This window comes from Patulibacter medicamentivorans, assembly GCF_000240225.1.
GTDB lineage: Bacteria > Actinomycetota > Thermoleophilia > Solirubrobacterales > Solirubrobacteraceae > Patulibacter > Patulibacter medicamentivorans.
The window spans coordinates 1-11,938 of sequence record NZ_AGUD01000044.1; the positions used below are offsets into that span (position 1 = coordinate 1).

10 protein-coding genes are annotated in these 11,938 nt (G+C 75.6%); 8 read left to right on the forward strand and 2 right to left on the reverse strand.

The features are described from left to right. The coding region (locus PAI11_RS05020; RefSeq protein WP_050897111.1) for a 3-hydroxyacyl-CoA dehydrogenase NAD-binding domain-containing protein at positions 1-1,094 on the reverse strand (1,094 nt) is incomplete at its 3' end. 84 nt (positions 1,095-1,178) lie between these two features. Here PAI11_RS05020 and PAI11_RS05025 point away from each other — a divergent pair. The 5 genes from PAI11_RS05025 to PAI11_RS05045 all read left to right on the forward strand — a co-directional run bounded on the left by PAI11_RS05025 (position 1,179) and on the right by PAI11_RS05045 (position 6,344). Beyond that, positions 1,179-1,994 (forward strand): enoyl-CoA hydratase/isomerase family protein, encoded by an 816-nt coding sequence (locus tag PAI11_RS05025; protein ID WP_007571510.1) that lies wholly within the window; start codon positions 1,179-1,181, stop codon positions 1,992-1,994. Between the two features lie 23 nt (positions 1,995-2,017). After that, positions 2,018-2,851 carry an enoyl-CoA hydratase/isomerase family protein gene (locus PAI11_RS05030; protein ID WP_007571512.1) on the forward strand — a complete coding sequence of 278 codons (834 nt, stop codon included), beginning with the start codon at positions 2,018-2,020 and terminating at the stop codon, positions 2,849-2,851. A 32-nt stretch (positions 2,852-2,883) separates the two neighbouring features. After that, positions 2,884-4,311, forward strand: a complete 1,428-nt coding sequence (locus PAI11_RS05035; protein WP_007571514.1) for an OB-fold domain-containing protein — start codon at positions 2,884-2,886, stop codon at positions 4,309-4,311. A gap of 1 nt (position 4,312) precedes the next feature. Beyond that, the gene (locus PAI11_RS05040; RefSeq protein WP_007571516.1) at positions 4,313-5,500 is read left to right on the forward strand and encodes an acetyl-CoA acetyltransferase; all 1,188 of its coding nucleotides are present in this window, start codon (positions 4,313-4,315) and stop codon (positions 5,498-5,500) included. A 97-nt stretch (positions 5,501-5,597) separates the two neighbouring features. Next, positions 5,598-6,344: a tyrosine-protein phosphatase gene (locus PAI11_RS05045; protein ID WP_007571518.1), complete on the forward strand. Its 747-nt coding sequence runs from the start codon at positions 5,598-5,600 to the stop codon at positions 6,342-6,344. 66 nt (positions 6,345-6,410) lie between these two features. Here the strand turns inward: PAI11_RS05045 and PAI11_RS05050 are convergent, their stop codons facing one another. Next, positions 6,411-7,292 (reverse strand): SDR family oxidoreductase, encoded by an 882-nt coding sequence (locus PAI11_RS05050; RefSeq protein ID WP_007571521.1) that lies wholly within the window; start codon positions 7,290-7,292, stop codon positions 6,411-6,413. A 127-nt stretch (positions 7,293-7,419) separates the two neighbouring features. On the opposite strand from PAI11_RS05050, the gene PAI11_RS05055 reads away from it, so the two are divergent. The 3 genes from PAI11_RS05055 (at position 7,420) to PAI11_RS23920 (ending at position 11,868) form a co-directional block, all read left to right on the forward strand. After that, entirely contained in the window at positions 7,420-8,478 is a 1,059-nt protein-coding gene (locus tag PAI11_RS05055) for a MaoC family dehydratase (protein WP_007571523.1), read from the forward strand. Next, positions 8,475-9,728: a CoA transferase gene (locus PAI11_RS05060; protein ID WP_007571526.1), complete on the forward strand. Its 1,254-nt coding sequence runs from the start codon at positions 8,475-8,477 to the stop codon at positions 9,726-9,728. Before PAI11_RS05055 ends, PAI11_RS05060 begins: the two co-directional genes overlap by 4 nt. A 220-nt stretch (positions 9,729-9,948) precedes the next feature. Beyond that, positions 9,949-11,868, forward strand: coding sequence for a DUF7933 domain-containing protein (locus tag PAI11_RS23920; RefSeq protein WP_050897113.1), 1,920 nt, complete (start codon positions 9,949-9,951; stop codon positions 11,866-11,868). Positions 11,869-11,938 lie beyond the last annotated feature (70 nt).

Below are 11,938 nucleotides of genomic sequence, written 5' to 3' on the forward strand. Positions count from 1 at the left end.
CGCAGGTCGAGGACGAGCCACGGGGCGTCGTCGGTCCCCGGGGCGCTGGTGCTCGCATCGCCGCTCCCCGCGGCCGCCGACCCGTCGACGACCGCGAAGCCGGCGTCCGCGGCGGCCGCGCGCAGCTCCTCGGCCAGCGGGATCGTGCCGGCGATCGTCACCACGCGCCCGTCGCCGCCACCGGCCGCCGGCGGGTCGGCGTCGTCGGGCCGGTGCGGCGCGCCGTCGGCGTAGGCGTACCAGCCGCGGCCGGTCTTGCGGCCCAGCTGGCCGGCCTGGATCTTGCGGGCCGCCAGCGGCGAGGGCTGGTAGCGGGGCTCGCCGTAGGTCTGGCGCTGGAACGCCTCGGCGACGGCGTGGTTGGTCTCGATCCCGATCAGGTCCATCAGCTCGAACGGGCCCATCCGGAAGCCGCCGGCCTGGCGCATGATCCGGTCGAGCTGCTCGACGTCGGCGACCCGCTCCTGCAGCAGCCGCAGCGACTCCAGCGAGTAGGGGCGGTTGACCCGGTTGACGAGGAAGCCGGCGACGTCGGCGGCGTCGACGACGTGCTTGCCCATCGCCCGGCCGGTCGCGCGGGCGACGGCGAGGGCGGTGGGGGAGGAGTGCTCGCCGGCGACGACCTCGACCAGCTTCATCACCGGGGCCGGGTTGAAGAAGTGCAGCCCGACGACCCGCTCGCTGCCGGGGGTCGAGGCGGCGATCTCGGTCACCGAGAGCGACGAGGTGTTGGTGGCCAGGACCGCGTCGGGCGCGACGATCGACGCCAGCCGGCCGAACAGGTCGAGCTTCAGCTGCAGCCGCTCGGGCGCGGCCTCGATCACCAGGCCGGCGCCGGCCAGGTCCTCGAGCGCGGGGGCGGCCGAGATCCGGCCGCCGATCGCCGCCGCGTCGGCGGCGTCGAGCTTGCCCTTCGCCGTCAGTCGCTCGAGCGTCGCGGAGATCCCGGCGATCCCCCGCTCGAGCGCCTCGGGGACCGGGTCGTGCAGCAGCGTGCGCGCGCCCGCCTGGGCCGCCAGCTGCGCGATCCCCGCGCCCATCGTCCCCGCGCCGATCACGGCGATCGTCTCGGGAACCCCTGTCGAGCCGGTCATGGCGCGCAGCGTAGCGCCGCGAGGGGCCGGCGTGCGGCCTGGTCGTACAAGTTGTCCAGACAGAGCGTGAGGATGTCGGCTACGATGCCCGGGATGGCCGAGTCGCTCGACGCCTCCACCCCTGCCGAGCCGGTCGTGCTCGTCGCCCGCGACGGCGCGATCGGGCGGCTCACGCTCAACCGCCCGGCGGCCCGCAACGCGATCACGACCGAGCTGGGCGTCGCGCTCGAGCGCGGCCTGCGCGACCTGGCCGGCGACGAGCGGATCGCCGTGATCGTGATCCGCGGCGCCGGCGGCCACCTCTCGGCCGGCGGCGACTTCCACGAGCTGGAGCGGCTGCGGGCCAGCGTCGACCCGTCCCCGCGCGAGGCATTGGCCGCGCTCTTCGTCGCCTTCCGCCGCGCCTGCGACGTGATCGCCGAGCTGCCGGTGCCGGTCGTCGTCGCCGTCGAGGGCTACGCGATGGCCGGCGGCTTCGAGCTGATCCAGGCCGCCGACGTCGCGATCGCCGCCGAGGACGCGACGCTCGCCGACAACCACTCGAACTTCGGTCAGGTCCCCGGTGGCGGCGGCTCCCAGCGGCTGGCGCGGCTGGTCGGCCGGCCGCGCGCGCTCGGGCTGATCCTGACCGGCGACCGCCTGAGCGGCGCGCAGGCGGCGGAGTGGGGACTGGTCTACCGGGCCGTCCCCGCGGCGGACCTCGACGACGCGCTCGCGGCGCTGCTGGACCAGCTGGCCGGCAAGGACCGGACGGCGATCGCCCGCAGCAAGGCACTGGTCCGCGGGGGCCTCGACGGCTCGCTGGCCGCCGGCCTCGACCGTGAGTTGGACGTCGTCCTGGAGCACCTCGACGGCGACAGCGCCGGCGCCGGCATCGACCGCTTCAAGGCCCGTTCGTGACCCCTCCCGAGGAGCATCCCGCGATGAGCACCGAGACCGCCCCGATCACCAGCGAGCCGCTGATCGCCGACGGGCCGGTGCTGCTGGACCTGGAGTCGACCGGCGTCGCCCGCCTGCGGCTGAACCGCCCCGACGCGGCCAACGGGATGAACGTGCCGTTCCTCGAGGCGCTCTACGCGGCGATCCTCCGCTGCCTCGGCGAGCGGCGCGTGCGCGCGGTGCTGCTGACCGGCGAGGGCAGGAACTTCTGCGCCGGGGGCGACGTCCGCGAGTTCGCGGCCAAGGGCGAGGCGCTGCCCGAGTACCTGCGCGAGGCGACCGCCCACCTGCAGAACGCCGCCTCGGGCCTGATGCGGCTCGAGGTCCCGGTGATCGCCGCGGTCCAGGGCTTCGCGGCCGGCGGCGGCGGCTTCGGCCTGGTCTGCGCCGCCGACCTGGTCTACGCCGGCGAGTCGGCCCGCTTCATGTCGGCCGCGACCCGCGCCGGGATGGCGCCGGACGCCGGCACGTCGGTGACCCTGTCGCGGATCGTCGGCCACCGGCGGGCGATGGAGATCGTCCTCGGCGACCGGATCCTGAGCGCGGCCGAGGCGCTGGAGATCGGCCTGATCACGCGGGTGGTCGCCGACGACGCGCTGCTCGACGAGTCCCTGGCCTTCGCCCGCCGGCTGGCCGCCGGGCCGACGCTCGCGCTGGGCGCGACCAAGCGGCTGATGTGGGAGGGCCTCGGCGGGACCGTCGAGGCCCGGCTGCCGGACGAGGCGCGAACGGTCTCGGAGCTGTCCGGCACGTTCGACGCGCGCGAGGGCCTGGCCGCGGTGCTGGAGCGCCGCGAGCCCCGCTACCAGGGCCGCTGAGCCACCCGACCCTTCGACGAGGAGCAACCGCCGTGAACGGCATCGTCAGCTACGGGGCCTACCTGCCCCGCCACCGCCTGGATCGCGCGGCGATCCGGAAGACCCTCGGCCAGGGCGGCGGCCGCGGCACCCGCTCGGTCGCCGGCTACGACGAGGACACGACCTCGATGGCCGTCGAGGCGGCGCGCCGCGCCCGCTGGGGCGCCAGCTTCGCGCCCGCCTCGCTGCAGTTCGCCACGACTGCCCCGGCCTACGCCGACAAGACCAACGCCAACGCGATCCACGCGGCGCTCGGGCTGGCCCCGGAGGTCTTCGCCGACGACCACGCCAGCGCCGTCCGCTCGGCGATCGGCGCGCTGCGGGCGGCCGCGGCCGACGGCGGCCTGGCGGTCCTGGCCGACGTCCGGCTCGGACGTCCCGGGTCGGCTGACGAGGCCGGCGGCGGCGACGGCGCTGCGGCGTTCCTGTTCGGCTCCGGCGACGACGTCGTGGCCGAGATCGTCGGGCGGGCCTCGGTCACCGCCGAGTTCCTCGACCGCTGGCGCACGCCCGGGCAGACCGCCAGCTCGACCTGGGAGGAGCGCTTCGGCCTCGGCGAGTACCTGCCGCTGGCGCAGCAGGCCGCCCAGCGCGCACTGGCCGCCGCCGGCGTCGAGCGGCCGGACCACGTGGTCGTCGCCTCGTCCCACGGGCGGGTCGCCAGGACCGTCGCGAAGTCGTTCGGCGACGCCGCGACCGATCGCCTGGAGCCGGTCGCCGGCAACCTCGGCGCCGCCCACCTGGGGGTCCAGCTGGTCGACGCGCTCGACCGCGCGCAGCCGGGCGAGACCGTGCTGGCGCTGTCGGTCGCCGACGGCGCCGACGCCTTCCTGCTGCGGGTCACCGACGCGATCGCGCGCCGGCCGAGCGGGCAGGGGGTCGTCGACCAGCTGGCGCTCGCCGCCGACGTCGACTACGCGACCTTCCTGACCTGGCGCGGCGGGCTCGACCGCGAGCCGCCCCGCCGCCCCGACCCGGTCCGCTACGAGGCGCCGCCGGCGGCCCGCGCCGCGGCCTGGAAGTTCGGCTTCGTCGGCAGCCGCTGCCAGCAGTGCGAGCGGATGCACGTGCCGCCGCAGCGGGTCTGCGCCGGCTGCGGCGCGACCGACCTGATGACGGCCGAGTCGCTGGCCGACGTCGAGGGGACGATCGCCACCTACGCCGTCGATCGCCTGGCCTACTCGCTGTCGCCGCCGACGGTCACCGTCGCGGTCGACTTCGACGGCGGCGGCCGCTTCAGCTGCGAGCTGACCGACGGCGACCCGTCGGCGGTCGCGGTCGGCGGGCGGGTCGAGATGACCTTCCGCCGGATGTACAGCGCCCAGGGCGTCCACAACTACTTCTGGAAGGCGCGGCCGGTGGTCGCCGCGCCGACCGCCGACGAGCCGGCGCTCGCCGCCGCCACCGCGAAGGAGCTTTGACATGGCCAGCAACGGCATCCGCGACCGGGTCGCGATCGTCGGCATGGGCTGCACGCCCTTCGGCGAGCACTGGGGACGCTCGATCGACGACCTGCTGATCGACGCGGTCAAGGAGTGCGTCGGCTCGGTCGACGGCTTCGAGCAGGACACGGTCGACGCCTACTGGCTCGGCACGATGGGGTCGGGGACCTCGGGCATGACGCTGTCGCGCCCGCTCAAGGTCGACCGCCCGGTGACCCGGGTCGAGAACTACTGCGCGACCGGCTCCGAGGCGGTCCGCAACGCCGCCTACGCCGTCGCCTCCGGGGCCTACGACTGCGTGATGGCGGTCGGCGGCGAGAAGCTCAAGGACTCCGGCTTCTCCGGCCTGGTCGTCCCGCCGGCGTCGAACGACGGCACCGCCTCGGAGCCCTCGGCCCCGGCGATGTTCTCGCTGCTGGCCCCGGCCTACTGCCAGCGCTACGGCGTCTCGGAGGAGCAGCTGAAGGAGGTCCTGACGCGGATCGCCTGGAAGAACCACAAGAACGGCGCGCGCAACTCGCGGGCGCAGTTCCGCAGCGAGGTCTCGATGGAGAAGATCGCCGCCTCGCCGATCGTCGCCGGCCAGCTGGGGATCTTCGACTGCTCGGGCGTCGCCGACGGGGCCGCCGCGGCGCTGATCGTGCGCGCCGAGGACGCCCACCGCTACACCGACAAGCCGATGTACATCAAGGGCCTGTCGTTCGTCTCGGGCGCCGCCCAGGGCCCGGTCGATCCGGGCTACGACTTCACCAGCTTCGGCGAGGTCGTGATGTCGGCGAAGGACGCCTACCGCCAGGCCGGGATCGAGGACCCGCGCCGGCAGCTGTCGCTGGCCGAGGTCCACGACTGCTTCACCCCGACCGAGCTGGTGCTGATGGAGGACCTCGGGTTCTCCGAGCGCGGCGAGGGCTGGAAGGACGTGCAGGCGGGCACCTTCGACCTCGACGGCGAGCTGCCGGTCAACCCCGACGGCGGCCTGAAGAGCTTCGGCCACCCGATCGGCGCCAGCGGCCTGCGGATGCTGTTCGAGTGCTGGTCGCAGTTCCGCGGCGAGGCCGGCGACCGCCAGCTGGAGCGCCCCGAGCTGGGCCTGACCCACAACCTCGGCGGGTCGCCCGGAGCGTGCGTGTCGTTCGTGTCGGTCGTCGGGTCGGAGCTGGACGTCTAGAGCCGCGGCCGGCGGCGAGACGGAGCGGGCGGTCCGCTCGCGGACACCGCTCCGTCACACCGGCGGCCGCGACGGCCTGACATCGTGTCCGGGAGCGATGGCTGAGCAGGCGAGCGAGGCGGCGGCGCCCTGGCGGGTGGCCGCCGTTCCCGGGACGGCGAACTTCCGCGACTTCGGCGGCTACGACGCGCCCGGCGGCCGGCTCGCCCGCGGGCGGCTGTTCCGGGCCGACGGGCTGGCCGACCTGGGAGCGGCCGGGCGCGCGGCGCTGGCCGACCTGGGCCTGCGGACCGTCGTCGACCTGCGCGAGCCGGTCGAGCGCGAGCAGCACCCCGACGACCTCGGCGACGTCGCCGTCCGCTGGCACGGCGTCGCGATCCTCGGCGAGCTGCACGGCGCGGGAACGCTGACCGACCTCGGCGAGCTGTACGTCGAGCTGCTCGACGACCGAGGCGCCGAGCTGACCGCCGCCGTCCGGCTGCTGGCCGGCGCCGACGCGCTGCCCGCCGTGGTCCACTGCTCGGCGGGCAAGGACCGGACCGGGCTGGTCGCCGCACTGACCCTGGCGACGCTCGGCGTCGACGACGAGGAGATCGTCGCCGACTACGCCCTCACCGGCCAGCTGCTCCGCGGGCCGCGGCTGGACGAGATCCGGCGCCGCGCGATCGAGGCGGGCCTCGACGAGCAGACGATCGCCGTCGCCCTCGACGCCCCGGCCGAGGCGATGCGGCGGGCGCTGACGCACCTGCGCCAGGCCCACGGCGGCGCCGACGCCTACCTGCTGGCGCACGGCGCCAGCGCCCGCGAGCTGGACGCGCTGCGGGCGGCGACGGTGGTGGCGTAGGGGCTGGGCCGCGGCCCAGCGCCAACCGGCCCGGCCCGCGGGCCGCCGGACCCCGACCCCTCGCCCTCAGCGCGCCGCGGGGGTCCGGTCGTCCGCGGTCTCCGGGGTGGCGTCGGCGGCGGTCGGCGCGCCCTTGACGCGGGCGTCGTAGGCGGCGCGGGCGCTCTGGTCGACGTCGAGGAAGGTGCGGTCGGCGCCGAGGGCGCGGTTCATGGCGTCGCGGACGCGGCGGCCGAGCAGGTACTGGACCCGCAGCACGGTCGACAGCGAGCGGGGCACGTAGACGTCCTTGCGCGGGCGCAGGACGGCGCCGGTGATCGCGTCGGCGACCTTCTCCGGGGTCACGGTGGCGACGAACTTCGTGCCCTTGGTCCCGGCGATCAGCTCGGTCGAGGTGAACGACGGCATCACGCAGGTGAAGTCGAGGCCGCGGCCGGCGTACTCGACGCGGGCGGTCTCGGTCAGCGACACGATCGCGGCCTTCGAGGCGCAGTACGAGGCGCCGCCGGGAGCCGGGGCCTTGCCGGCCACCGAGGCGACGTTGACGATCTGGCCGCGGCCGCGCTCGAGCATCCCCGGCAGCACCCGCTTCATGCCGTTCATGACGCCGAGGACGTTGACCTCGATCACCCGGCGGGCGGTCTCGGCGGTCTCGTCGGCGAAGGCGCCGAGCGGCATGATCCCGGCGTTGTTGACGAGCACGTCGACGGGGCCGGCCTGGTCCTCGGCGAAGGCGACGAAGCGGTCGAACGACGCCGGGTCGGTGACGTCGAGGTGGGTCGCCAGCGCGCGGCTGCCGAGGCCGGCGGCGGCCGCCTCGACGGTGCCCTGGTCGACGTCGCCCAGCACCACCGTGGCCCCGCGCGCGTGCAGGGCGCGGGCGGTCGCGAGCCCGATGCCGCGGCCACCGCCCGTGATCAGCGCGACACGTCCCTCGAGTCCAGTCATGGGCGCACTATCGCACAGATCGCACATTGCGTCCGAACAGTACGTCCGACTCGGCGCCCCCGGATCGGGGGGTGCCTCGGCGGGCGGCGGCCGCGGGCCGGCGCCGGGCGGCGTACGTTTTGAGGCGATGCCCGTCGATCCGTCCGTGAGCGCGCAGGCCGCCGGAGCCCCGCCGCCGATCCCGCCGGCGCCGTGGTTCGACGATCTCGAGCGCGGCGCGGTGCTCGGCGACGCCCCGGCGATCACCCTCACCGCGGGACTCGCCGCCGCCCACCAGGCGATCCTCGGCGACCGCCTGCGGCTGGCGCTCGACGCCACGCTCGCGGCCCGCGTCACCGGCCTCGACGCGCCGCTGGCGCACCCGGCCCTGGTCTGCGACATCGCGATCGGCCAGTCGACCGGCGTCACCCAGCGGGTCCGCGCGAACCTCTTCTACCGCGGCCTGGTGCTGCTGCGGCCGGTCGCGATCGGCGACACGCTGCGGACGACGACCACGATCGAGGCGCTGCGCGAGAACCGCCGCCGCGAGGGCCGCCCGCCGACCGGGCTGGCGGTCCTGCACATGGTCACCGTCGACCAGCACGACCGGACGGTGCTCGACTTCCGCCGCTGCGCGATGCTGCCGCTGCGCCCTGGCGCGGCGCCGACCGGGCACGCCGACGACGTCGACGCGGTGCCCGACGCGCTCGACGGCGAGGCGCTGGTCCGGGCCGTCGACGGCTGGGACCTGGCGGCCTTCCGGACCGCCTCGCCGCACGGCCGCCACGCCGACGGGCTGGCCGTCGGCGATCGCTGGCAGGTGGTCGGCGGCGACGTCGTCAGCAGCGCTCCCGAGCTGGCGCGGCTGTCGCTGAACGTCGCGGTCGTCCACCACGACGCGCGCGAGGCCGGTGGGCGGCGGCTCGTCTACGGCGGGCACACGATCGGGATCGCGGCGGCGCAGCTGACCCGGGCGCTGCCGAACCTGGTGACGATCGTCGGCTGGAGGCGCTGCGACCACCTGGCCCCGGTCCACGAGGGCGACACCCTGCGCAGCGCCGTCGAGGTCACGGCGATCGACCCGCTGGAGGCCGGCGGCGCGCTGGTCGGGCTGCGGGTCGACGTGCGGGCGGACGGGGGCGGCGACGGGACGGACGACGACGGAACGCCGGTGCTGGCGTGGGAGCTGATCGGAGTGATGGCGTGAGCGCGACGACGAGCGGCGAGGGGATCCTCGCCGGGCTGCGGGTGATCGAGGGCTCGGCGTTCGTCGCCGCGCCGCTGGGCGGGATGACGCTGGCCCAGCTGGGTGCGGACGTGATCCGCTTCGACCAGATCGGCGGTGGGCTCGACCACGCCCGCTGGCCGGTCGCCCGCGGCGGGAAGAGCCTCTTCTGGGCCGGCCTGAACAAGGGCAAGCGCTCGATCCAGGTCGACCTGCGGCGGCCCGAGGGCCGTGAGCTGGTGGCCCAGCTGGTCGCCGCCCCGGGCGACGAGGCGGGGCTCTTCCTGACCAACTTCCCCGCCCGCGGCTGGCTCGACTACGACGCCCTGCGCGCCCGCCGCGAGGACCTGGTGATGGTCGCGCTGACCGGCAACCCCGACGGCACCAGCGAGGTCGACTACACCGTCAATCCCGCGACCGGGTTCCCCTGGGCGACCGGCCCGCGCAACCTCAGCGAGCCGCTCAACAGCGTGCTGCCGGCGTGGGACATCGCGATGGGCGAGCTGGCGGCGATCGGGCTGCTGGCGGCCGAGCGGCGGCGCACGCGGACGGGGGAGGGCACGCTCGTGCGGCTGGCGCTCTCGGACGTCGCCTTCGCGATGGTCGGCAACCTCGGCCGGATCGCCGAGGCCCAGCTCGGGGCCCGCGACCAGGCCAAGGACGGCAACTACCTGTACGGCGCCTTCGGCCACGACTTCGAGACCCGCGACGGGCGGCGGGTGATGGTGGTCGCGCTGACCGGCCGCCAGTGGAGCGCGTTGCAGGACGCGACCGCGATCCACGAGGCCTGCCGCAAGATCGAGGAGGTCACCGGCTACGACCTCTCCACCGAGTCGGGCCGCTTCGAGGGCCGCGACCTGATCGCCGCCCTGCTGCGACCGTGGTTCGCCGCCCGCGACCTGGCCACGATCCGCGAGGCGTTCGCCGGCACCTCGGTCTCGTGGGGGCCGTACCAGACCTTCCGCCAGCTGATCGACGAGGACCCCCGCTGCTCGACCGCGAACCCGATGTTCGCCGAGGTCGACCAGCCCGGCGCGGGGCGCTACCTGGCGCCGGCCTCGCCGCTGGACTTCAGCGCCGTCGGCCGGGTCGCGGTCGGGCCCGCGCCGCGGCTGGGCGAGCACACCGACGAGATCCTGCTCGGGGTCCTGGGCCTGGCCGAGCACGAGGTCGGGCGGCTGCACGACGACGGCGTGGTCGCCGGGGCGTCCGAGGCCGCGGCGACGGCCTGATCGCCACGGCCGCCGATCGCCATCAGCGGGCCTGACGGCGTCGACGCCCGAGCGGTCGGCGCGGCCGCCGCTCCCCTGGAGGAACTAGCGCTCATGGGGGATCTCGCCCGATGATCGTTGGTACAGTCAACGGCTGTCTTGGCGTGGGTAGGGACCGCTTCGTGCCCGGCACGTTGGCGTGCCCGCGCCGTGTGCCCGTTGACCTGAAAGGAGCCGGCTCGTGCCCGGTTCTCCGCATCCGTATCCGTCGAGCTCGTCGACCGGCGGGGGAGTCGCCTCGTCGAGGAGGCTCGCCGCGCTTCGCCGCCGCCTCCCCGGCACCCGGGGGGCCGCGCTGCTGGCCGCCGCGATCGCCGCGCTGGCCGGCTCGGCGCCCGCGAGCGCCGCGCCCGGCGACCCCGCGACGCCGACGGTGATCTTCGCCGAGGGCTTCGAGAACGCGTCGCCGACCCTGCCGGTGCGGCTGGCCGACTACGTCGGCCTGTCGCCGACCGCGATGACCTACAGCGCCCATGCGAACTGGCTCGACGCCGCGCAGTGCAACGGCATCATCGTCAGCGGCGGCACCTCCAACGACCCGGCCTGCGGCTACAACAGCCAGCTGCGTTCGCTGGCCGACGCGCTCGGCCAGGTCAACGGGGTCACCCCGCCGACCGCGAACCACGCGCTGGCGGCCTACACCAACGGCAACCCGGGCGCCGACAACGTCCAGCTCGAGACCCAGTCGACGGTCCCGCTGGCCGGCAGCGGCCGCTTCCTGGCGTTCTCGGTCGACTCGGCGACGATCAACTGCTTCGCCACGGCCCCGCTCTACGTCTTCCAGCTGCTGAACCCCGACGGCGCCGAGCCGGTCGACCAGGTGATTCCGACCGGGCCGGCGATCAACGGCTGCGCCGCGCCCTTCCAGGCGGTCGGCGGCGCCCGGATCAAGCGCAACTTCAGCGCACGGGGGATCTTCTTCTCCGGCGCCCGCGTCGGGGTCCGCCTGCGTAACGCCAACGGCTCGGGCGGCGGCAACGACGCCGCGGTCGACAACCTCCAGATCCTCGACGCGACGCCGCGGCTGGACAAGGAGTTCGTCGAAGGCGACCTGCTGGCGGGCGCGACCGGCCGCCTGCGGCTGACGGTCACCAACACCAGCGACCTCGCCGAGAAGGACGGCTGGTCGTTCGTCGACACGCTGGCGAGCGGGCTGAAGGTCGCCGCCGACCCGGACCTCGACGTGCAGTGCCGCGACGCGACCGGCGAGCCGACCAGCGCCTCCGGGGTCGACGTCGACGCGCCCGCGGGCGGCGGCGCGATCGAGGTCGGCGGGCTGCTGAAGCAGGGCGACGCCTCCTGCTTCGTCGAGCTGGCCGTCGTCGCCGACGCGGCCGGCACCTACGCCAACGGCCCCGACCAGATCACCTCGCACCGCGGGATCGACCTGCCGCAGGGCCCGGCCGAGATCCGCTTCCACGGGCCGCCGACGGTGGCGATCAGCGGTCCGGGGCCCGACGCCCCGATCGTGACCGGGACCAGCGTCCCCGGCCGCTACGGCTGCGCCGCGACCGCGGCGATCGAGAGCTGCACCGCGACGGTCACCCTGCCGGACGGCAGCAGCGTGCCGCTGAAGGACGGTGACCCGGTGCCGACGGCGACGCCCGGCACGTACACGATCACCGCGAAGGTCCGGGACGCCCTCGGGCAGGAGCGGACCGTCACCCGCACCTACGTCGTGCAGGCGCCGCCGCCGACCGTGCCGGAGGACCCGGCCCCGAAGGGCGCGCTGACCCTGTCGAAGCGGGTCCTCACGCCGACGCTGCGGCCCGGGCGCAGCACGCGGGTCCGGCTCCGCGTGACCAACCGGACCAACCGGACGCTGACCGGCGTCGTGGTCTGCGAGCGGGTGCCGGCGGGGATGCGCTTCGTCTCGGCGACGCCGAAGGCCAAGCTGGTCGGCGGCCGCCGCTGCTGGACGATCGGGACCCTGAAGCCGGGCCAGGCCGTGACCCTCGGCTACCGCGCTCGCGCCCTCAACCGGCCCGGTCGGGTGACCACGCGGGCGACCGGCCGCGCGGCCGGCGTGCGGGACGCCCAGGCCAGCGCGCCGATCCGGATCCTGCGGGCGCCGGTGCGCGGCGGCGGGGTGACCGGCTGAGCCGGTTGCGCGCAGCCGTGGCGGTCGCCGGCGCGCTCGCGGTGGCGGTCGTCACCGCTCCCGCGACCAC